Genomic DNA, 22,596 nt, shown 5'->3' on the forward strand with positions numbered 1-22,596 from the left:
GTTTGCGCGACGACAGACACCGCTCGGGGCGAAAAACGCTTGCCCAGCGAGCAAAATCAGGCGATCTTGAAGTCAAGCGGCAGGCCACTTGGGGAATGTCGGATTATATGCCGTCCTCTCCGTTTTGTGGCTCTGAACACCACAATCTTGGCACATCGCGATGCCGTTTGGGGAGGGCGGCAACCATTCCATCTGCCCTATCGCTGTCCTCAGTACCGACGATTTCGAGACGAGCGTTGCGATAGCCCTCCCGTGCGATCCAGAGCTCCGCCGCGGTAACGGACTCCGCCAGATGCAGCAGTTCGGTGTTGCCACCGAAGTCCAGCAGCACGCGCACCTGCCCGGGCTTCGGTTCCTCGGCCACCTCGAAGATCAGACGGCTATCCGCCGAATGGCTGCGCATGATGGTGACGAGAATGACCCCGTCGGAGGAGAAGTTGCCCTCGTGCAGCGTGAAAGACGCCGGTGCGGTCTAGGGCGGATAGACCCGAGGAGGCTCCTTCTTCACGAGACGCCCGACACCGTTCAATCGCTCCCAGGCCGCGAGCTTCTTGGTGAAACGTGCCGGCGGCTTGGGACTGCCATCGGTGTAACGGATCAGCGCCCCAAGGGCGGCTTTGTCGATGATGGTTGTTGCAGACATGATTCCTCATCCCGAATGCGATCTTTCGCATTCATCATATTGATATTGCTTTGTTTTATGAGAGAAGGGGGCGGGTTCCCCCGCCCCTCGGATGGCTCAGATCACTCCTCCGCCATCATCGACGCGGCGCTGTCCGGCAAACTGGCCGTCAAGAAGGCGGGGAGATCGACATCGTCGGGCTCGCCCGCGTCGACCCCCTGCCCTTCTCCGATCGGTTCGCAGTCGCCTGCCGCCAGATCAGCCCGACGCAGGACCTCGGGCAACCACCCGCTGCCCTTGAGGAGCCGCTCGGCCTCGGCGGCCATCTCGCCCTTCTTCAGATGATCGAGAAGCTGCGCGGTCCCTTCCCCCTTCGCCTCGCGCACAGCCTCGAGGATGCGGGCCTTGGGCACTCGGTTGAGGTAGCCGTCGACCGTCGGCTCCCACCCCGCTTCGACCATGTCGAGATCGACCGCACGTGCCACCAGGTCGGCATGGGCCATGCGGCGGGTCAGACCGCTGGCGGAGATGCCTGCGCCATAGGGGTTCACCTTCTCATGGAGCGCGTTGATGCCGAAGCTGAGGCATTGCGCCAGAAGAGCCAGACGGCTGCCTTGGTCGAGGACCGTTAGATAGTCCCAAAGCACCGCATCATCGCCGAGGGGCAGATCGGCCTCCCAGACTGCATGACGCTCATCGACCAGCTTGGCCACGACGCTGTCCTTCAGATCGGGTGCCTGCGCGGACATGTAGACGTGACGCACCGAAGCTTCGAGACAGCTGCCCGAAGCAGAGGAGGTGCGGAAGGTATCCGTCACGAGCTTCAGGAGGAGGAGCGTCAGCGCCACATCCGGCGAACGCCCGATGGCCTCGCGCAGCGCGAGGGTCCGGTGGGCTGTCAGTTCCATAACCAGCCGTTCGGGCAGCGGTTTCAGCGCACCGTCGTCCTCGTCCTCGGACGCATCCGCGCCGATCGGCTGACCACCCGAAGTGATGACGGTGCCGCCGACAGAGGTCTCCGAGGGTTTCAAGCTGGAAACACCGACATCATCCCCCTGCCCCATGTCATCCGCGCCATCACCATCCTGGACCGCGGTCTCCTCGCGCAGCTCGTCCTCGGGCCGGATATAGCCACGATAGACCGCGAGGCTGCCGTCGCGATCCAGCGTGACGAAGACACCCGCGCGCGCAACCTCGGCCGGGTCGTAGATCAGCGGCCGCTGCTCGAGCGCTTCCATCGCCATCTCGAGCTGGCCGAGCCGCGCATCGATCTCTTCGGGGTATTCGTCCTGGCCGGAGTATTCATCCTCCAGCGCGCGGTATTCGGAGAGCAACGCCGCATGGGACGCGCGCTCCTCGTCAGTCATCGGCGCGGGATCACCGGCCAGACGCCGCAGACCGTGGCTGTAGCCGTAGGGCAGGTCGGTCGCGACCTCGATCCACTTCCAGCCCTCGGAGGAAAGCGCCTCGGCTTCCGCCTGAAGCTTCTCGGCGACCAGCCGATCAAGCAGGGCAGGGTCCTCCAGCCAACCGCCGTCATCGCCCTGGAAGAGATCGCGCAGCACGACACCGCCCGCCGCCTCATATGCATCGACGCCGACGAAGACCGCACGACGATCTGAAGCCCGGACCGAGGTTTCCGTGAGCATGCGCCGGATGGCATAGGGCTCCTTGTTCCAGGAGTTCTTCACCGCCTCCCAGACCTGCACCTAACGCGCATGGTCGAGGTTCACCGTGAACGCCATCAACTGATCGAGCGTCATGCCATCCTCGGCATAGACATCGAGCAGGGCAGGGACCACGGAGGCCAACTTCAGGCGCTGCTTGACGATCTGCGGCGTGACAAAGTAGGCCGCCGCGATCGCTTCCTCGCCCTGACCCTTATCGCGCAGAGCAACGAAGGCGCGGAACTGATTGAGCGGGTGGAGGGCCACACGCTGCATGTTCTCAGCCAGCGAGTCATCCTCGGCCAGAATCCCGGAAGCGGCATCCCGGACGATGCAGGGGATCGGCGCGGTCTTCGGGAGAAGCTTCTGCTTCACCAGCAGTGACAGTCCCTGGAAGCGACGGCCGCCGGCCGGGATCTCGAACATCCCGGTTTCGACACCATCGGCATCGACTACGGGCCGCACGTTCAGGCTCTGCAGGAGCCCGCGCCGCGCAATGTCCTCGGCCAGCTCTTCCACCGAAACGCCCGCCTTAATGCGCCGCACGTTGGACTGGCTCAGTACGAGCTTATTGAAGGGGATGTCCCGCGACGGGGACAGGGTGATGTTCTGGGCAACTTTCGCCATCAGATCTTCTCCACGACGGGCGCCGGAAGCCTCTCTCCCGATCTCACTTCCCGTCACCCCTCAAACCCCCAGCCTTTCCCTCTCTTCGCCGATCTTGACCGCGGTCAAGAAGTGCAAGTGGCATGCGTTACGTGCGCAGGATCGTTTCGAAGTATGCCTCGGGCTGCCTGATCGCTTCATTTTTGCCCAACAGATAGTCCAAGATCAGGAGTAGCCGTCCGGCCCCGGCTTTCTGGAGACCACGCATCAGCTTTTCTTGGCGTATTTTAAGCAATCGACCGATGTCGAAGAGAACGCGGTTGAGCGCTTCGCCTGTTCGTGGCGGGTCTGGGAAGAAGTCCGCGACATGTGAAAAGTCCGTCCACGCCATTTTTTCAGGGTCTCGGTTCATGGTCGCTGATCTAACGCTTTGGGAAGCGTTGGTTTGCTTCAGGTGCGTGTCTTTCTTTATATGTTCTTTTTTTACAGACTCTATCTGCCGGTCATTTTGTCCGTTCCTGGCGGACATTTCGTTCGCGCATTCACCGCTAAAGGCTTGGTCGTGCGATTGCTGTTGGTCGGCAGGAACGCTTGGACCATGGCACTCTCCGTAGCGTTGCGCGACGTTGGCGCCGAGCTCGCGGAGACCGGCGATGATTTGCAGGACTGTGTCGGCAGTCAGGGTGGCTCGACGAAGCAGGTTTCTGATCATTCCCAGTGCAGACAGCCGCCCTTCATCGAGGTGCTCATTCTGAAGGAGGGAGGCGCGCAGCGCTAGCGCTTCTGCCTTGAGAGAGCGAAGGCGTTCACGCTCCTCGAGGACCTTCGATGCTCTGGCTGCGAGAGCGTCGTGGTTTTGCATCAGAGGAGCCAAGTCGATCCCAAACGCATCCTTGATGATGCCCCCGTAGCGGAGAGGGAAACGTTTGCCGTTCGCTGAACTCTTCCGTTTGATGAGTCCCGCAGTATCAAGGCGTCCTAGGGAGCGACGAAGTGTTCTCTCATCGATGCCGTTTGCGCGCTCTGATAAGGAGGCGTTGGAAGGGAACACGACGGTCAGCTTGCACTGTGTTTCACCAGAGTTGGGGCTTTGATTGCGCGGAAGAAAGCTGATGAGCGCTGTCAGTACGGTGACGTCGTTGCTCGTAAGGCTCAGGTCTTTGCGAAGAACCCGTACCGGCCCCAGAAGTTCGTAGGGGTTAGGGCAGGCAATAGCTCCCTGTTCCGCCAAGGCGGTTCGTGCTTGAGTGACATGTCTCATGGTGTTTCGGAAGAAAAAGCTTCCCCGTTCACCGCGAGCGGTGTTGAACTCGATTCGTTTTGGGGGTATCAATCAGGTGTCGAGACTGATTGAGGCCCTTCGGAAGCACCGCTTTCGGGGGGTCTTTCCTTTTCTAGCCGGTCCTCCTTTCGTTTTCTGCTCATTGCTCTTGATGTCTTGACCGTGGTCAAGACACGGGGTCGTCACTCTGGGCCGTCTTGACCGCGGTCAAGAAGCTCGTCGATCAGCTTTCGGACGGCCTCTTCAACGCGTGGGACAAGATCAGCGTCCACATCGATGGTGATGCGGTTGCCTTTGCGGCCGATCTTCACGCGCTCACCTGACTCAGCCTTGGGTGAAGTTGTCTTGGTGGCCGTAAGCAGCGTAACCGCTGCGTCAAGCCGCTCCGGGCCAGGCAAGCTACGGGGGATTTCGCGGGCGACTTCCTTGGCTCTTGAGACGTCCTTCTCGCAAAGCCTGAAAAGCTTCTCCCAGACCCTCCGACCAACGCCATGTGCAGGTCCGATGGCCTGAATCAGCTCCATGGGAATACCCGTCGCGATACGGTTCATCCGAGAGACGAGAGACTCGTCGATCTGAAGTGCCCGATAGGCGATGGTCTGGGCGTTCTTGCGTGTTTCGTCTGTTTTCCCAAGTTCCCGAATGATCCCGGCGACGAACAGAGCCCTCTCGATAAACGAGGGGTCTTGGCGGGCATTGTTCTCCACGCCCTGGGCGATCAGAGCTTCCTCTTCGGTCATTTCCATGACCGTGGCCCGCACCTTCTGACCAAGCTCACGACAGGCGAGGAGGCGACGGCGCCCGTAGACGATCTCAAGTGCGCCATCCTGGGTTCGGCGGACAAGAATGGGAACCTTTTGCCCAAGCTCTCGGATCGAGGACACAAGTTCCTCGAGGCCATCGCTCGGATCGATACGATCCATGACCGCGGACATCCGCACGGTGCTCGGGTCGATCAGCCGCGTGGCGTGCTTGTCTTCTTCCAGCACGGATGCTTGCGCACGAGCGACAGTTGGGCTCGTGCGCTTCAGATCAAGATCCGCGCCTTCGTCCGGCGTTGCGGCGTTGCCCATCGCGTTCTTGAGAGAGTCTCCGAAGACCTTACGCGCCATGGCTACGCCCCCATGCCTTGAGGATTTCGCGCTCAACTTCGTCGGTCACGCGCGAAACGGACTCGATCGCACGCTCGTAAGTTCTGCGGTTCACGTCCCGAGGTTCGACCTCAAAGATGCTCTGTTGGGTGTTTGCAGCATCGCCTACGGCCGTCGACTTCAGGAACTCGGCCGGGAGTACCGCATCGCCAAGGACCGTCCGAAGCAGAGACGAGATCTGGACCTGTGGACCGTCAGTATTCTCGTAGCGGGTGATCAGGACGCGCACGAAGTTCAGACCGTGTTCGGGAGCATGCGTCTCGACGACACCCATCAGGTTGCTCGCCATACCGAGGAAGCTCGCCAAGGACATGACATCAAGCATGGACGCGTTGAGCGGGATCAGGACCCCGGTGGAAGCAAAGAGAGCAGAGATCACCGAGAAATTCAGCTGAGGCGGGGTGTCGAAGATCACCACGTCATATCTGTCCAGGACAGGCTCAAGTGCTTCGCGGATCCGGCTGTGGAACGTGGTGGCTCCGTGTCGGAAACTTAGTGCGACTTCGAACTCGTACTCCATGATGTCCATGGATGCCGGGATAAGGTCGACTGTCGGGAAGTTCGTCTTGCGAATGATATCGGAGGCGGGCAGGGGACCTTCCGATCGGATCAGATCGTAGGAGGTCGGCATGTCTGGATCGAGTTCCGGTGTGACCCCGAACAGGTTTGTCAGGCTTGCCTGGCTGTCCAGATCGATCAACAGGACCCGATAGCCACGAAGCCCCAATAGCTGACCAACATGAGCGACGGTCGACGTTTTTGCGGACCCGCCCTTAAGGTTGAAGATTGTCACGACTTGGCACGGTTCGCCGGCTCTTCTGTGAGGGTGCTCATCCGGCTTGATCCTGCCCGTCTCAAGAAGGACGCGTTGGGCCTCGACCATTTCTTCGGCAGAGAAGCTGCGGCGGTTGCCACCCTCGAGGGTGCCTTCCGGAAAGCCTTCGAGATTTGACACATGATGGCGGAAGGTGTTCTGGTTGATCCGAAGCAGATCGGCGGCTTCCCGCATCGCGAAGCGACGAAGACCCTTCTGGGCATCCGGTGGGAAGGTTTCCTCCGCATGTTCACGCAACCGGCTACCGAGCCGCTTGGACATGACGTCGAATCTTTGAGAGGCTCGTATCCCGCTCATCACTGCCCTCAAGTCTTTATTGTTTTGTAGATCTTAACAGTTTTCGTGAGTAAATCCAGCCCAAACCGTTGAGCGGCCTAGTCGCGTTGAAGTGGTCGATTTTTGGCGAGAGAAAACCGGTAAGTATCAGTGCATTGGGTAGCCTAGTTCGCAGTGCACTTCAACAGATCGTGGGTCGCGATGGCATAGCCACAACATGCATTGTGGATACCTACGGACCACAGATTTTCAGAATCGCACGACCGATTCCCGCGACTTCAGTCAAGCAGACCCAGCCTCTCGGCCCGTTCCAGCAGCATCTTCACCGACGACGGCTGCCAACTTGTCCGCCCACGGGGCGTCCGCTCCCGCATCTTCTCGAGCCTGTTGCAGATCTCCTGCAGCGTGATCTTCGGATCGGCGCCCTTGATGGCGGCCACGATGGCGGGCAGGCGGTCGTCGGTCTCACGGCGGCCGGCTCGGGCCAGCACTGTCTGGGGCAGGAATCCGTCGCGGACATAGGCATTCACGGCGAGGAGCAGACGGCTTTGCGTCCATTGGCGCTCACGGGGCAGGGGGCCGTTGACGATGCGCAGCACGTCTTCCCAGGCCATGTCGGGCCGCAGGCGTCGCACATGGGGCACCCAGTCCTGCGCTGTCTCGTTCAGGCGTTCCATGTAGCCGTCCTGCCGCGCCAGCCGGACCTTGCGCAGCGCCGCCGGATCACGGGCGCGCAGGCCCGGGTTACCGCCGACCCTGCCTTTGGTCCGTGCGCTGGCCAGTCCGGCCTTGGTGCGTGCGGCGCCCAGGACCTGGAGAGTGAATTTGCCCTGCGGGGAGGACGTGTCGATCGGGTCCATGAGCGAGCGGAAGAAGGCGCCCTTGGCTTCCAGCCGCTCGATCACCTCCAGCAGATGCGAGAGGGATCGCGCGAGACGGTCGATCCGCACGACGACCAGCGTGTCGCCCTTGCCGATGCGTTCCAACACCCGCGCAAGCACCGGTCGCGCACGATTGCCGCCCGAGGCCTGCTCCTCGTGGATCTCGACGCAGCCCGCGGATTTCAGGGCCTGCGACTGGGGCAGGGGGGTCTGATCCTCGGTCGAGACGCGCGCGTAGCCGATCAGGGGCATAAAATCAGGCCATTTGCAGTTTCATATATCAGCAATAAACGACCGTTTGTAAACGGATGCAAGGGCGCATTCTGTGGCCCTGCTCAACAGAAAGCCCTTGGTTTCGGTACGGTCAGCGAGATCAGAGAGCCCTCGCCGGGCCTCGCTTACGCGTGCTATATTAAGCGCGTGAAGGCACTCTGACGAAACCCTTGGGTAAAGTGCAAAACTAAGGTATTTTGCACATATGAAGCCTCAAGCACCTGTCTTGCATGATGAATATGATGCTCTCATCCTCGACGGTGAAAAGGTGGAACAGGCGTCCGAGGACGATCTGTGGTTCCTGCCCGGTCCGATGGAAGAGGAACCGGATTATCTGCCGCCCGGACCACGTGCCGGGCCGTGTGAAACCGAGGTCCTCGACGATTGGCGAAAAGCAGAGGCGGGCCATGCCGCGCGTCTCGCTCGTGCGGCCGGTCGCCTCGGCGCGCTTGATGACAGGCTGCGGCGAGGGCCAGAGGGTTGGCGGCACAGGCTGGCCCTGATCGAGGCTGCCGATCTGAGTTGGCTCAACGGCGACCGCATTGGACCGGATAGGCTGGCGCTCTGGATGGCCCTGCGCCTGTCAGGGGTACAGGACGACACTGCCGCGCTCGCGCGTGTCGGTTGGGCGGTACGGCGGCTATCCGGTGGGCCGGGACCGGAGGTAGACCTTTCCGCCTTCCTTGACCGCCGCGACCCCGAGAACCTCGCAGATGCGGCCGAACCGTTTGCGGATCGCGCAGGCAGTTGGCTGGACCTGACGGCGCAAGCCTTCGAGCTGCACCCGATCACCCGTGCTTGCTTGGGCTTTCACCTCTGGAGCCTCGCGGGACTCGGGCAGCAGGGTGACCGGATGGAGGCGGCCGTCACGGCCGCGCGGATCGCGGGTAGCGAGGGCAAAGGCGCAGTCTTCGCACCTCTGGCCATGGGCGGGGCAGGGGGGCTGCGCGCCGGTGGTCCACCCGCTGAACGTCTGGCCCGCTGGCTTGACGGAATGGAGACGGCGTGTCTGACCGCGATGCGGCACCTCGACGATATCGAGGCATGGTCAGTGCGGGCGGAAGCCGAGATGACCTCACTTTCGGGCAAGACCCCGCGTGCCTTGCGCGCCGTGTTGACCGAATGGCCCCTTGTATCGGCCCCGATGGCCGAAGCTCTGACCGGCGCCAGTCGCGCCGCCGTCCAACGCAACCTCGCCTGGATGGAAGCGCGTGGTCTGATCCGTGAGGTGACCGGGCAAGGACGCTATCGGATGTGGCGGACTGCGAACTGAAGACCGCTTCAGACTTCGCTGATCACGTTGGTGGCAAAGGCGCCAAAGCCCTCACGCAGCAGAGCATCCTGAGAAGGATGTGCACTTAATGCATTTGTTGCACTTATTTCACATATGGTGATAGACTGTACAAAACGGAGAGGAGACCACCATGAACATGTTGGCACACCGGCATCTTCCACCGACTCCGCAGGACGCGGCAATCGCGCGCGTCTCCGGACAGGTCCTGTCGCGCTTTGCGGCGACCCGAGGACCCTTGAAGCTTCGCGTTACAGACGCGGAGCAGATGGAACCGATCGAACTTCCTGCGGGCGCTGTTGCGCTACTCATGGAGGTCCTCGAGGCGATGGCAGCCGGTCGCGGTGTCACCATCATTCCTGAGAACGCCGAACTCTCGACTGTCCAGGCGGCAGAGGTGTTGAATGTCTCGCGGCCGTTCCTGATCAAACTGCTCGAGGATGGCAGTATCCCGCACCGGAAGGTCGGCAAGCATCGCCGCGTCCGCATGGAAGACGTCATGTCGTACAAGGCAGCCATCGACAACGAGCGCGAAGCCGTCCTTGATCAACTGGCCGCCGACGCACAGGACCAGGATATGGGCTATGGCTCGAAATGAGCCAGTACACGGTGCTGTTCGACGCTAATGTTCTCTACCCTGCGCCCATGCGGGACGCGCTGATGCAATTGGCGGTCACGGATCTTTTCAAGGCGAAGTGGACGGCTGACATCCATCGGGAATGGATCGACGCACTTCTGCGCAATGAACCTCATCGGGAGCGGGCGGCGCTGGAGCGAACCCGCGACTTGATGGACAGGGCGACACGCGACTGCCTCGTTACCGGCTACGAGGCCTTGGTGCCGGCCCTTAGGTTACCGGACGCAGATGATCGGCACGTTCTGGCGGCCGCAATCGTTGGACGGTGCGACGCCATCGTAACCCAGAATTTGAAAGACTTCCCGCCGGGGGCACTTGCGCCCTTTGGCATCGAGACCCAGCATCCCGATGACTTTTTCCGGAACCAGCTGTCTCTCGCGCCAGGTTTGGTCTGCTCAGCGCTGCGCAAAGTTCGCGCGCGCCTCAAGAACCCGCCCAAGAGCGTTGACGAGTATCTGTCAATCCTGACCCAACAGGGTTTGGTCGCCACAGTAGCGGACCTTGAGCAGTTCGCCGATCTGCTTTGATTGTAGGGAGAAATAGGTGACCACCATACATCGTTTGAAGAAGGCTTTTGCTCACATAGCCGTCGCTCATAGATCGCGAAATTATGCCTTCCATTACGGCTCGTTCGAATACTGCGCTCTTGGCTGCAAGACCTGGGCATCCAAATTGCTACCTGAATTTGTGTCAGCTCGAAGTCGTCGCCATGCTATTGATTTCCGATTGCACCCCAACGACAGCGATGCGCAGATCGCAGAAAATCAGACCGAAGGACGTTGGCGCTTTAAATTCGCATTCAATCATTGGGATAGTCGTTGCAATGATAGGCATCCCAAATAGTGTGGTTCGGAGGGGGTTCTGATGATGTCTTCAATACTTAAGTTTTTGCGAATTACCCTCTTTCTCGTCCTGTATTTTTTCTTATGCATGGTGTTCGTGACCGCAATGCTTCAGGGTTGGCCGGTTGGCGGCCAGATGTTGTTTGCATTTGGTGTTCCCGTCATTCTGGTCTGGTGGCAAGAAAAACGGAGATCGCGGAAAGTCGCTGCAAAGGCGCAAGCCGAGGGGAGTTCCGAAAAACTACCCCCCCGACCTGAGCCGGCGCCGCGCCCAAGTGCCTACGACAAGCGTATCGAGCGTGAGCGCGAACGAACTCGCGAAGCCAACGCGTCCAAAGAGCCGGTTGCCGTGCAGGCCTACTCCCCACCAAAGCAGGACTACGCTGAAATCGTTCAGGCTGGAAAGTCCGCGGCGCCGGCACTTGCAGCGGCCGCACAACGAAACCAGCCCTCGCGAGTGGCATCGAGCGCATCGGCCCGATCATCGAAAAGCGGGTGGGTCCCGTCTAATGAAACAGCTAGCGTGGCCGGCCGCGCCATCGGGGGGATGGTCTATGTTGGCACGCCTCCCTTGCTGAACACCTACGGGTATCGTGACAAGTGCCGAGCCTATATCGATCCGTCCCTGTCGGTCGCGCGCTCTGGAGCCGACAAAGCTGGAGAAGGTATGCCCTATTGGCCGGGGTACTCGGATATATCACCTCAGTGCCGGGCGACCTACCTCGATTGGTTGGCCAGCGGGCGAAACGATGCCTCCTACAACCCCGGCTACATGTTCCTGTACTTTTATGGGCTGGAGCGTCGCTTCTTCGTCGATCAGTCCAACGAAGATGCCAAAGATATCGTCCAGGAAGTTCGGCGGCTGCAGTCACTTTACCCTGACAACCATTCCGTCAGGCGGTATTTGGGCGAGTTCCTCGACATTGCGATGCTTGCCGAAGCCGACCTCGATGCTATCGAGCCGATTTTCGAGAAGCAGGGGTGGGAGATTCCGTTCTCACTCAAATACGCAATCGGAGCTCGGATCGACAGAGGCGAGAACCTGACCGCTGACTGGTTGCTGAGTTGGTTCATCTGCCATCCGGAAACATATCTGAGAACTCCCGCGACGCGGTGCCGTGACGAGTTCGTCGCTCTTTTCCGTCTGCGGTTTGATCGGCGTTTTCCTGATGGGCTCAAGGTGACAAAACCCCGGAAATCACTCACGGCATCCTATCGGGCCGCCTCCAGCGAGTTTCAGGGGTCCGCCAACCCAACCGTCGATGGCAAGCCGGTCCCCGACATCTCCGGCCTGCGCAAACCGGTCGAGATTGCCCAGGAGTTGGCAGACGAGGTGATGAACGACCTTGACAAACTAAGCCGTTTCCTGGGCCGAAATCCTGATGGCCGTGGCAGCGTGGAAGCGCATGCCTTGTTGCCCTCTGAACTATGGGATGCCTTCCCTTCAGAGGAAATGGAACGCTTGAAGTCTTGGGCAAGCGATATCGTCGATCGCGGGGGATTGGTGCCGCTTGAGGAGGTGATCGGTCGACTGGAGGGAGAAACGAACGAGAAGATCGGGAAACGGCAAATGACAGGAGCGGCCGACGCGCTCGCGCGCCTCGGTTTCGGTCTAGCGCCCGACCCTCGGTTTGCGCTCCGGTCACCCAAGACGGAAGAGCCTGTTGTGCTGTTTAGCTTGGGCGAACCCATCGAAAGACTGGAGGAAGTGTCCGACAGCTATCGAAACGCCTTGATCGAATTGGCACTTGGGTCGTTCGTCGCCCATGCGGATGGACGCATCGCGGAGCCTGAACGCAGGGCACTGGAAGATCAAGTTTCTGCCGCGGCCCTCAGCGATCAGGAACGCCGCAGGCTGCGTGCAAACCTTGAATGGTTCCTGGCCGTGCCGCCGGACATGACGCTTCTGCGGCGCAAACTGAAGGATGTGGGCCAAGACAGCCAGGCCGCTATGCGGGCAGCACTGGTTGGTGCAGCACATGCCGATGGCATTATTCACTCCGACGAAGTCGCAAGCATCGAGAAAATCTACAAGGCTTTGGGCCTTGATCCTGCGCTTGCCTACTCTGACCTGCATGCTGGCGAAGTTGCGGATGGTCCGCGCACCGTTCGTGCTTCGCAACCGGGTCGCCCGGGCGAAGCGATACCCGAGCTTGAAAAAACCAGTGGACCGAAACTCGACGCTTCACGGATCGCAGCAATCCGTTCGGACACCGAGCGCGTGTCGTCCGTTCTGGGCCAGATTTTCGATGTCGAAGAGGAAGAAAGTGGTGCCTCCGGGACCGCCAGCCAAAGCCAGCTGGCGGGGCTTGACCCGAAGCACGGTGCCCTTGTCCTCGAACTGGTTACTCGGGAGCATTGGTCCTACACGGAATTCGAGAAGATCTGCGCCTCGAATGGCTTGATGGCGTCCGGGGCACTGGAAGTCGTGAATGAATGGGCTTTTGAGACCTACGATGAAGCGCTTCTCGACGAGTATGATGGATATGACGTGTCTCCGGAGATTGCGGAGGCGTTAAAAGAAAAGATGGGTGCGGAGGGCAGGAATGTCTAAGTTGAAACCACGTGAACGCGATGCAATCGTACAGGCCCTTCGGGCTGGGGTCGTGCCCAAGCTCGGTTTGCGCCATATCCAGGTCGGCCGCGTCCGGGAGATTGAAGAGCTCGTCAAGGACATGGACCGGATATCCGATGGCGGTTCGACGATCCGGTTCATCATCGGGGAATACGGTTCCGGCAAGACGTTCTTCATGAACCTGATCCGCCTCGTGGCTCTGGAGAAAGGCCTGGTCGTGATGTTCGCGGATCTGGCACCGGATCGCCGCATTCACGCGACCGGCGGGCAAGCCCGAGGGCTTTATGCGGAGATGGCCCGAAACCTCTCGACGCGGACAAAGCCCGATGGTGGGGCATTGGCCAGCGTGGTGGAGCGTTTTGTCAGCCAGGCTCACAGAGACGCTGAAGAACGGGATTTGCCAACAGGGTCTGTCATTCGTGAACGCCTTGGCCACTTCGAAGAACTTACCGGGGGGTTCGAGTTCGCTGAAGTCATCCGTCGATATTGGGAAGGCCATGAGACCGGCGACGACGAGCTGAAATCCGCAGCCCTGAGATGGCTGCGCGGCGAGTTCGCGACACGCACCGACGCGCGCAAGGCGCTTGGTGTGCGAACGATCATCGACGACGCCAGTGTCTATGACCATCTGAAGCTGATGTCAGCATTCGTGTGCGAGGCCGGTTACAAAGGATTACTGGTCGGACTCGACGAGATGGTGAACCTCTACAAGCTCACCTCGTCTCAGGCCCGCAATGCGAACTACGAACAGATCCTCCGGATCCTGAATGATGTGCTGCAGGGCAGTGCTGAGAACCTCGGATTTCTTATGGGCGGGACCCCGGAATTTCTGATGAACACCCGTCGAGGGCTCTACAGCTACGAAGCCCTTCAATCGCGTTTGGCCGAGAACACCTTCGCGCGAGACGGATTGGTCGATCTTTCAGGACCGGTTGTTCGGCTGGCCAGCCTGACCCCTGAAGACCTCTTCGTTCTTCTGGCCAATGTCCGGCGGATCATGCAGGACGATGCCGGTGCTCTGCCAGACGACGCGCTCGAGGCCTTCATGGCGCATTGTTCGGACCGGATTGGTGAAGCTTACTTCCGCACCCCGCGCAATACGGTGACGGCCTTCGTGAACCTGCTTTCCGTGCTCGAGCAAAACCCCGGTGTCGAGTGGAGCGATCTGATCGAAAAGATCGAAGTCTCCGAAGACCTCGGCGAAGACATGACCGAGGTAGACGAGTCGATTGGCGCCCAAGACCCCGGTGACGATGATCTGATCAGCTTCAAGCTCTGACGCCGATGAGCAGTGCGTTCGACAAACTGGCGAGGCCTGTTCAGAAATGGATACGCCAGAAAGGATGGCGCGAACTTCGCGACATCCAGGCGCGATCCATCCGGACGATCTACGAGACCAACGCCGATTTGATCGTTGCGGCGTCCACGGCGGGCGGAAAGACCGAGGCGGCGTTCCTGCCGTTGATTTCACAGGTGCTTGACGAGCCGTCGGGCGGCACCGGCTTCGACCTGCTCTACGTCGGCCCGCTGAAAGCCTTGATCACGGACCAGGCCATGCGGCTGGAAGGCATCTGCCAGGAAGCAGAGCTTCCGGTTGTTCCCTGGCACGGGGATGTCTCGCAATCGATCAAGACGCGCTCGTTGAAATCTCCAAAAGGGGTCCTTCTGATAACCCCGGAGTCCCTTGAGGCGCTTTTCATTCGTCGCGGTTTGGAAATTGCCCGCCTGTTTGGGGCGACACGGGCGGTCGTGATCGACGAGCTGCACACAGTTCTGGATAGCGAACGCGGTGTCCAGCTTCGTTCACTGCTCACACGGCTCGAGCTCGCGATAAAGCGCCCAATCCGTCGGATAGGTCTGTCAGCTACGCTAGGCGACATGGACCTCGCAAAGGCCTATCTTCGCCCTGACGCAGCAAGCTCTGTCCAGCTGATCGAAGCAGATGGCGGCGAGGCTGAATTGAGGCTACAGCTTCGCGGCTACCTCTCAGGCGATGAAGATGAAAACAGCCCATCCGCAACGGACGCTATAGCAGCCCATCTTTTCAAACACCTTCGAGGCAGCGACAATCTGGTCTTCGCCGGAGCGCGCCAACGGGTCGAGATCTACGCAGATCGGTTGCGGGAGCTTTGCGAACGGGAGCACCTGCCACAGGAATTCTATCCCCACCACGCGAGCCTCTCCCGAGAACACCGTGACTTCGTTGAGCGGCGCTTGAAGGACCCTGGGAAACCGACGACCGCCGTTTGCACGTCGACGCTTGAGCTTGGAATCGACATTGGTGACGTGACCTGCGTGGCTCAAATCGGTGCGCCATTCAGCGTCGCGGCGTTGCGACAACGGCTTGGCCGGTCAGGTCGGCGTGAAGGACAGCCGGCCATTCTGAGGCAGTACGCTGTCGAAGCCAAACTGACGCCGGAGAGCAGTTTCGTGGATCGTCTTCGCCTCGGCCTGATCAGGTCCATCGCGATGATAGGCCTCCTGCTTGAAGGCTGGTGCGAACCGCCAAAACCTCAGGCGCTTCATCTCTCGACGCTCGTCCATCAGATATTGTCAGTCATAGCGCAGCGCGGCGGCGCGTCTGCAAGCGTGGTCTACAACGTGCTCTGCCGCGAAGGCCCCTTTCGAAAGGTCACAACTGAAGTCTTCGCAGATGTGTTGCGTGCGATCGGTCAACCTGAAACCGGCTTGATCGAACAGGCCGGCAGCGGGCTGTTACTTTTGGGACCCGCGGGCGAAAAGCTGGTTGAGCATTACAGCTTCTATGCGGTGTTCCAGACACCTGAAGAATTCCGTTTGGTTGCAGAGGGGCGGGATCTTGGAACCCTGCCGATCGACAATGTTCTTGCTCCAGGGATGCTATTAATTTTCTCCGGGCGGCGTTGGGTTGTTCAAGAGATCCATGATCATGAAAAGGTCATCGTCGTCAAACCCGCGAAGGCTGGTGTGCCGCCTGTCTTCGGCGGCGATGCAGGGGACATTCATGACAAGGTGATCGACCGGATGTTCACCGTGCTCGAGGGGGATTCCAGCCCAGCTTACATGGACAGTGTTTCCTTGACGATGCTGGAGGAAGCGCGTGCGGCATATCAACTGCTAGGGTTTCGGACCGAGAATATCCACTCTCTCGGTGAGCATACATCGATCATTGCAACGCGGGTCGGTACGGTGAAGACATCGACTCTCGCGCTCGCACTCAGAAGTCAAGGGTTTTCAGTCGAACAGCATGACGGGTTTCTGCTGGTGGAGGCCAGGGACGAAACCCCCGATCTACGATCAGTGCTGGCAAATTTTCGATCCGGCGAACCCGTCGATTTGTTCGCAGGCGCAGGAAATCTGATATCAGAGAAGTTCCATCCATTTCTTTCTAAAACACTTTTGGTTCGGGATGCTGAATCCTCAAAGCTCTCGACACAAGCACTTCCCGATTTGGTCAAAACTATTCTTCGAGAAGGAACTTAACGATGTCCACGACGCGCCGGTCCACGCTTATTGTCTATGGACGACACGCAATGCGGGAGGCCCGCCTTGCGGCGGCCCGTGGTGGTCAACATGGTCTCCAGATCATGTCGTTCGAACAAGCCGCGGTGCGGCTCGCGGGGGGCTTCGTGCGCCCGATCGACGAAGAAAGCCTGCGCGCGGCGATCCAGACGGTCCTCCCTGAAACACCGATGGGCGAACTGGAAGAAATTAAGATGCTGCCGGGCATGATCGGAGCGGCCGCCGACACACTGCACAAGGCGTGGCGAGCCGGTATCGATCTCACCACCCGGTCAGATGATCATCCAAGGCTTGAAGCCATCGCTCGCCTAGAGGCCGCTGTTTTCACCGAACTGCCGGGCGGCATGATGCGTCCGATCGATATTGTCGCCGCAGCCATCAGCCGGATCACTCATGCGCCCGCCATATTCGGCTCGATGGAAATCGTCGGGCTGACCGAACTGTCTCCCTGCTGGCGGCCTCTCTTGAAGGCGCTCGCCGAACACATCCCGATACAATGGACGTCAGGTCCTCGCCCTGTCCCGGCCTGGCTCAAGGAATGCGGCATCTCCGTCGCTCGTGGCGATGCTGAGGCGCCGGCCATTCGATCCGTCAGTGCCGCGACCGCTTACCATGAGGCAGTAGAGACGCTCCGTTGGGTCCGGGCGCTGCTCGCGTCGGGCGTATCCCCAGCTGACATTGCCATCGCCACCGCGTCGCCGGCCGACTACGACGATCACTTTCTCGCGCTGCGCGCCGATGCCAATATCGATTTGCATTTCGTCCATGGCGTTCCAGCTGTCACCACACGTGACGGACAAGCGGCAGCGGCACTCGCCGACATCATCGTGCGCGGGCTCTCGCATTCGCGCTTGCGCCGTCTCGCCGCCCTGTGCCGGGATTCTGCACCTCTGGCGGCCCTTCCCCCTGGCTGGATGCGTGTCCTTCCAAGCGATGCTCCCTTGTCAACGCCGTCCGCCTGGAACCAACTGCTGGCGCGCCTTGCGCCGGACGACTGGCCCGACGGCATCGATCACGCCCCGGTGCTGCGAGCTGCGGTCGATCTGCTGGCAATGGGACCGGATGCGGCACGGGAGATCGGCGAAGCCTTCCTCAAGGGCCGGGCATTGTCCATCTGGCGCAAAGCCCTTCTGGCAGGGCCCGCCGGCGCGATCGACAGCACGCTGGAATCACTGAAACAGGATGACGGGCTCGAGGCTTCCGTCTCCGTGGCCTGGATGCCGGCCAGCGCCCTCGCTGCGTCGCCGCGTCGCTTCGCTCGGCTGATCGGTCTCAATTCCTCCCGCTGGCCGCGCGGTATCGCCGAAGATCGGCTGATCCCGGATCACATCATTCCGACGGGCGAGCTCGACCCGCTTCCCGTAAATTTCGCAGATCGCCGTGACTTTGATACGATCCTCGCCACTACGGGCAGCGAGGTCGTCCTCTCTCGCGCCCGACGCGACAGCGACGGCCGGCTGCTGGGTCGCAGCCCCCTCCTCGCCTTCTATGGCGAGGAAACCTATCTGCGGCGCAACGCTGTTCCCACCCATGCCTTCAGTGAAACCGACCGGTTGATGGCGCGGCCGCGGGAGTTCGCCGCCGATCTCCAGGCATTGAGCGCGCGTTCCTGCTGGCGCGATTGGCGCATGGCCGATGTGACAGCTCATGATGGCCTGGTCAGGTCCGATCATCCCTTGATTCTCGCGATCCTCGAGCGGACCCAGTCGGCGAGCTCGCTCAAAACACTGCTGCGCAGCCCCCTCAATTTCCTCTGGCGCTACGCTCTCGGTTGGAAATCTCCACAAGGCAGTACCGAGCCGCTGGTGCTCGATGCCCTGCAAACCGGCGACCTCATCCATCTCGTCCTCGACCGCGCCCTGCGAAACCTCGAGGCGGCGGGCGGATTGGCTTCGGCTGACACGGCTGCCATTCAGGCTGCGGTGGACGACGCTGCTGGTGCGGTGTCGGCCGAATGGGAAAGCGAACGGCCCGTTCCGCCCGCTGTTGTCTGGGGCCGCACGCTAGGGGACGCGCGCGCTCTTGCCGGACAGGCGCTTGCCTATGGCAATGATCATTTGCCAGGCAGCCGATCCTTTGGCGAGGTTCCGTTCGGCGGGTCCGAGCCCAAGTCCGAGGCGGCATTGCCCTGGGACGCCAGTGTGCCAGTGATCATCCCCGACACCGGATTTTACATTGCCGGCTATATCGACCGGCTTGACATCGCTGATGACGGCAGCCGGGCGCTCGTGCGCGACTACAAGACTGGCAAGCCGCCGAAAGGCGACATCCGTGTAAACGGCGGCCGCGAGCTTCAGCGCTGCCTTTATGCCTTCGCCGTCAAGGCGCTCCTAGGTGACCACATCGCGATCAGAGCCTCGCTACTCTATCCGCGTGAACCGCTTGATCTCCAGCTCGACGAGCCGGACATCGTCCTGACGGAGATCAAGGCATATCTGCGGGCAGCTAGAAACGCTTTGACCAGCGGGGCTGCACTGCCCGGGCCTGATACGGGAAGCGACTATGACGATCTCGCCTTTGCCCTGCCGGCAAACGCAAGCGCCACCTACTGCAAACGCAAACAAGCTGCCGCGACCGAGCGTCTCAGAGCTGTCGCGCCGATCTGGGAGGCGGAATGATGAGCAGCGTGAAAATTCTGAACGATGATCGCGCCCGGCATGACGCTATCAGCAGTCACGACCGATCTATTTTGGTAGAGGCCGGCGCGGGATCGGGCAAGACCGCCGTGATGGCCGGCAGGATCGCTGTCATGCTGGCGCAGGGTGTCGCGCCAAGTTCCATCGCGGCAGTCACGTTTACCGAACTGGCGGCCAGTGAGCTCCTCCTGCGGGTTCGGGATTTCGTTGAAGATCTCGCCGCCGGCCATATCGCACCGGAGCTCCGCGCCGGTTTGCCGGAAGGACTGTCTCCGGCACAGCGCAAAAATCTGATGTCGGCCAGCACGGCGATCGACGAAATCACCTGCTCGACCATCCACGGCTTCTGTCAGCGATTGATCAAGCCATACCCGGCGGAAGCGGATATCGATCCGGGCGCAGCGGTCACCGACCGCAACCAGGCCGATCTCAACTTCCTCGAAATCGTCGACGGCTGGCTGCGCGAGCGATTGTCTGGCGATCAGGGCGGTGTCCTAACCGAGATGGTGCTGCATAGCCCTAGAGAGACCGTCGCTCTGATGCACAAGATCGCCGAAGCCCTCCGGCGATCAAGGAATCTGGTTGCCCCTGAAGTCAAGCCTTTTGCAGATCACCAGCAATCCTTCCGGCAGGCAACCGACGAACTTTCGGCCTTTGTGCAACGCTCCGGCGTCCACGAGCCGGAAACAGAGGTCTTTGCTGCGCGCTTCTCTGAAATGGCGGCTGCCCTTCCATCAGTTGCAGATGGTTCCACGCCCGCCGGGCTAGTCAGGTTGCTGGTTGCACGCCCGCATCCCGACCTTACGACCGGGACGGGCAGCTTTTACGCCTACCGCAAGAAGGGCAAATGGGCGGCGGCGGCGAAGCAAGCAGGGCTGTCCAAGGCAGACGGCGACAGGCTGAACGATACGGCCAGCGGCTTGTACGAGGCGTGCTGTGCCACGTGGACCGCACTGCTGCAGGCTGTTTCGGGCCAGGTCCTGGCGACATTGATCGACGAAGCACGCACAATCTTGGCGCGCTATCGCGAGCACAAGCGTGCCAGCGCCCAGCTCGATTTCGATGATCTCCTCTACGCTGCGCGCGATCTGTTGCGGGACCATGAATCCGTGCGACAATCACTCGCCCAGCGGTTTTCCAAGGTCTTGGTCGACGAGTTTCAGGACACCGACCCGCTCCAAGCCGAAATCTTCTGGCGTCTATGCGGTGATCCCGGTGATAATCCGCACGACTGGACGCGCTTCCGGATCCGGCCCGGTGCGCTCTTTTTGGTCGGTGACCCCAAGCAGGCAATTTATCGCTTCCGCGGCGCGGATGTCGGCGCTTATGTCCAGGCCCGTACGGCCTTCTCAACACAGGATGCGGACGGCATCGTTTCGATTTCGACCAATTTCCGTTCCTGTGCCTCGATCCTCACTTTCGTCAACGAACGGTTCGAGACCGCCCTGTCAGCTGATGGCCAGCCTGGCTTCACTGCGCTCGATCCCTTCCAAGACGATCCGGAAGACGGCGTCTGCGTCGCGGCGATCGATATCGCGGTCGCTGACGAGAACGGCAAGGCTAGTGCCGAGCAAAGACGCGACGCTGAAGCCGAAGCGGTGGCTGAAATTTGCGCACGATTAATCGGCAGTCATCCGGTCCAGGATCGCAAAGCCGGTGCACGACGCCCCTGCCAGCCGGGCGACATCGCCATGCTTGCGCCGACCGGCGCAGAGCTCTGGCGCTATGAAGAAGCCCTTGAGCGCCGGGGCATCCCAGTCGCAACCCAAGCCGGCAAAGGTCTGTTTCGCCGGCAGGAAGTACAAGACCTCATCGCGATCACGCGGGTGCTCGCCGATCGTCGTGATACGCTAGCGCTCGGCGGATTGCTGCGTGGCCCGCTTGTCGGGCTCAGCGAAGAGGAGCTCCTGGACATCGTCTGGGCGCTTCCGCGTTCGGAAGAAGAACCCAACCGGATCCCGCGACTCGACCTCGGCGTCGACCCCGCAGCAATAGCGCATCCGCTGGCGCGCGATGTGATCGGTCGGCTGCAAGCGCTCCAGAAACGCGCCAACAGCACGACACCGAACGACCTTCTTTCGCAGGCCGTCGACGTCCTTCGGGTACGCCCCGTTCTTCTGGAACGGCATCGCGGTCAGGCAGAACGAGCGCTTGCCAATGTCGATCTCTATCTCAGCCTGGCCACCGGCTTTGCAGTACGCGGCTTGCGCGCCTTTTCTGAGGCAATGACGGCGGCATGGACGGATGAGGCCCGCGCAGTGGAAGGCCGACCAGATGCGCAGGAGGAAGCCGTCGCCCTCTATACAATGCACGCTGCGAAGGGGCTTGAGTGGCCGGTCGTCATACCCATCAATACGATGACAGAGGTGATGGCGCCTGATAGCGCCCTGACCGATCGCCAGACTGATACCTTCTACTGCCCGGTTCTGGGTGTCCCTCCGTCCGGTTACGACGCGGCGCGGCAGGCTGAAAAGGATGAACTGGACCGTGAGCGGGTCCGGCTCTGGTATGTCGCGGCAACTCGCGCCCGGGAACTCTTGGTTTTGCCACGGCTTGATGTAACGCCGTCGAAATCAGCTTGGATCGGCCTCGTGGACCTGTCCCTGACAGATCTCCCTCCCCTCGAAGTGTCGCACCTGCCGCTCGACCCGATCTCGGTGACCGCCGATACCAGCAACGGTCAGACACGCGAGAGTTTCGCGGCTGAGGCGGGTGCGATTGCCGAAAGGCAGATGCACCTGACTTGGCTTGCGCCGAGCCGCGACGAGACGGCGAACGGGTCGGTGCTTCAGGAAGAGGAACCGGACATCTGGGCCGGTTCGGCTGATGCTCAGGTGCCTGACGCCGACGCGCTCGCGTCCATCCGGGGCGGACGCGAGCGTGGGTTGATCCTTCACAAGCTTATGGAAGAAGTCCTGACAGGGGAATGCAACGAGGCCGATGAGGCGCTTACCGCGCGTGCTGGCGACCTCATCTGTGCGCTCGGCAAGGAACCTTCCTCCGATCCGGCGAACGGGCTTTCGCCTGAGGAACTGGCCGGTTGCGTGACGCGAACGCTGGCCTTGCCGGAGGTGGTGGCATTGCGTCCCTCATTGCTCGCTGAATTTCCGGTCTATGCCTTTCAGCAAGAGGATGCCGAACTGGTTGCGACGGCGGGCATCGCGGACGCAATATCAGTTGATCTGGAAGGTCGGCCAGTCGTCGTGATCGACTGGAAGAGCGACGTGAATCCCGTCCAGGAGACGCTTGATCACTATCGGGCTCAGGTGCGTGCCTATCTCGGCATGACCGGCGCCGAACGGGGCCTGATCGTTCTGATGACGAACGGGACGGTGATCACCGTCCCACCTTCTCCCCAGACGATTGCGGCATAGTCTAGGACCCTGCCACCGGGCCCCGCAAACGCCCCGAACCCACTGTCGCGTAGCCCTTAAAAGCGGGATACGAAAGTCAACGAAATCAATGGGGCTTCTTTGCCATTAAATATGATATCTTGCCTTTAAATCCGACATTCTTGCCGT

The 22,596-nt window shown here is 60.7% G+C and carries 12 protein-coding genes and 2 pseudogenes; 8 read left to right on the forward strand and 6 right to left on the reverse strand.

Annotated features, from left to right (window positions below; genetic code table 11):
* Positions 1-187: 187 nt before the first annotated feature.
* From IE126_RS26355 to IE126_RS23835, 6 genes and pseudogenes are all read right to left on the reverse strand, one after another.
* Positions 188-643 (reverse strand): annotated as a pseudogene (locus IE126_RS26355) (hypothetical protein); the annotation flags it as partial.
* Between the two features lie 101 nt (positions 644-744).
* Positions 745-2,916, reverse strand: a pseudogene (locus IE126_RS23815) (ParB/RepB/Spo0J family partition protein).
* Between the two features lie 127 nt (positions 2,917-3,043).
* A complete protein-coding gene (locus tag IE126_RS23820; protein WP_189382712.1) occupies positions 3,044-4,156 on the reverse strand; it encodes a helix-turn-helix domain-containing protein in 1,113 nt (370 codons plus the stop codon).
* 203 nt (positions 4,157-4,359) lie between these two features.
* The gene (locus tag IE126_RS23825) at positions 4,360-5,289 is read right to left on the reverse strand and encodes a ParB/RepB/Spo0J family partition protein (protein WP_189382714.1); all 930 of its coding nucleotides are present in this window, start codon (positions 5,287-5,289) and stop codon (positions 4,360-4,362) included.
* On the reverse strand, positions 5,279-6,424 hold the full coding sequence (repA, locus tag IE126_RS23830; RefSeq protein WP_189382716.1) for a plasmid partitioning protein RepA: 1,146 nt from the start codon (positions 6,422-6,424) through the stop codon (positions 5,279-5,281). Before repA ends, IE126_RS23825 begins: the two co-directional genes overlap by 11 nt.
* 293 nt (positions 6,425-6,717) lie before the next feature.
* Positions 6,718-7,572, reverse strand: coding sequence for a recombinase family protein (locus IE126_RS23835; RefSeq protein WP_189382717.1), 855 nt, complete (start codon positions 7,570-7,572; stop codon positions 6,718-6,720).
* 226 nt (positions 7,573-7,798) lie between these two features.
* On the opposite strand from IE126_RS23835, the gene IE126_RS23840 reads away from it, so the two are divergent.
* From IE126_RS23840 to IE126_RS23875, 8 genes are all read left to right on the forward strand, one after another.
* Positions 7,799-8,866: a hypothetical protein gene (locus tag IE126_RS23840; RefSeq protein ID WP_189382719.1), complete on the forward strand. Its 1,068-nt coding sequence runs from the start codon at positions 7,799-7,801 to the stop codon at positions 8,864-8,866.
* A 151-nt stretch (positions 8,867-9,017) separates the two neighbouring features.
* Positions 9,018-9,482: a helix-turn-helix domain-containing protein gene (locus IE126_RS23845; RefSeq protein WP_132951958.1), complete on the forward strand. Its 465-nt coding sequence runs from the start codon at positions 9,018-9,020 to the stop codon at positions 9,480-9,482.
* Entirely contained in the window at positions 9,479-10,048 is a 570-nt protein-coding gene (locus IE126_RS23850) for a PIN domain-containing protein (RefSeq protein WP_132951956.1), read from the forward strand. Before IE126_RS23845 ends, IE126_RS23850 begins: the two co-directional genes overlap by 4 nt.
* Positions 10,049-10,385: 337 nt before the next feature.
* Positions 10,386-12,917: a tellurite resistance TerB family protein gene (locus IE126_RS23855; RefSeq protein ID WP_229825861.1), complete on the forward strand. Its 2,532-nt coding sequence runs from the start codon at positions 10,386-10,388 to the stop codon at positions 12,915-12,917.
* Positions 12,910-14,217: an ATP-binding protein gene (locus tag IE126_RS23860; protein ID WP_189382722.1), complete on the forward strand. Its 1,308-nt coding sequence runs from the start codon at positions 12,910-12,912 to the stop codon at positions 14,215-14,217. Before IE126_RS23855 ends, IE126_RS23860 begins: the two co-directional genes overlap by 8 nt.
* A 5-nt stretch (positions 14,218-14,222) precedes the next feature.
* Positions 14,223-16,400, forward strand: a complete 2,178-nt coding sequence (locus tag IE126_RS23865; RefSeq protein ID WP_189382724.1) for a DEAD/DEAH box helicase — start codon at positions 14,223-14,225, stop codon at positions 16,398-16,400.
* Positions 16,401-16,402: 2 nt separating this feature from the next.
* Positions 16,403-19,057 carry a PD-(D/E)XK nuclease family protein gene (locus tag IE126_RS23870; RefSeq protein WP_189382725.1) on the forward strand — a complete coding sequence of 885 codons (2,655 nt, stop codon included), beginning with the start codon at positions 16,403-16,405 and terminating at the stop codon, positions 19,055-19,057.
* Entirely contained in the window at positions 19,054-22,449 is a 3,396-nt protein-coding gene (locus IE126_RS23875; RefSeq protein ID WP_189382727.1) for a UvrD-helicase domain-containing protein, read from the forward strand. The genes IE126_RS23870 and IE126_RS23875 overlap by 4 nt, the downstream gene beginning before the upstream one ends.
* Positions 22,450-22,596 lie beyond the last annotated feature (147 nt).

Source organism: Gemmobacter nanjingensis, from assembly GCF_014652195.1.
Taxonomy (GTDB): Bacteria; Pseudomonadota; Alphaproteobacteria; order Rhodobacterales; family Rhodobacteraceae; genus Gemmobacter; species Gemmobacter caeni.

What these genes read in the sequence shown, in the direction of transcription:
- IE126_RS23820 (WP_189382712.1), bottom strand. Translation starts at nt 4,156, where the DNA reads ATGAGACATGTCACTCAAGCACGAACCGCCTTGGCGGAACAGGGAGCT.
- IE126_RS23825 (WP_189382714.1), bottom strand. Translation starts at nt 5,289, where the DNA reads ATGGCGCGTAAGGTCTTCGGAGACTCTCTCAAGAACGCGATGGGCAAC.
- repA (WP_189382716.1), bottom strand. Translation starts at nt 6,424, where the DNA reads ATGTCCAAGCGGCTCGGTAGCCGGTTGCGTGAACATGCGGAGGAAACC.
- IE126_RS23835 (WP_189382717.1), bottom strand. Translation starts at nt 7,572, where the DNA reads ATGCCCCTGATCGGCTACGCGCGCGTCTCGACCGAGGATCAGACCCCC.
- IE126_RS23840 (WP_189382719.1), top strand. Translation starts at nt 7,799, where the DNA reads ATGAAGCCTCAAGCACCTGTCTTGCATGATGAATATGATGCTCTCATC.
- IE126_RS23845 (WP_132951958.1), top strand. Translation starts at nt 9,018, where the DNA reads ATGAACATGTTGGCACACCGGCATCTTCCACCGACTCCGCAGGACGCG.
- IE126_RS23850 (WP_132951956.1), top strand. Translation starts at nt 9,479, where the DNA reads ATGAGCCAGTACACGGTGCTGTTCGACGCTAATGTTCTCTACCCTGCG.
- IE126_RS23855 (WP_229825861.1), top strand. Translation starts at nt 10,386, where the DNA reads ATGATGTCTTCAATACTTAAGTTTTTGCGAATTACCCTCTTTCTCGTC.
- IE126_RS23860 (WP_189382722.1), top strand. Translation starts at nt 12,910, where the DNA reads ATGTCTAAGTTGAAACCACGTGAACGCGATGCAATCGTACAGGCCCTT.
- IE126_RS23865 (WP_189382724.1), top strand. Translation starts at nt 14,223, where the DNA reads ATGAGCAGTGCGTTCGACAAACTGGCGAGGCCTGTTCAGAAATGGATA.
- IE126_RS23870 (WP_189382725.1), top strand. Translation starts at nt 16,403, where the DNA reads ATGTCCACGACGCGCCGGTCCACGCTTATTGTCTATGGACGACACGCA.
- IE126_RS23875 (WP_189382727.1), top strand. Translation starts at nt 19,054, where the DNA reads ATGATGAGCAGCGTGAAAATTCTGAACGATGATCGCGCCCGGCATGAC.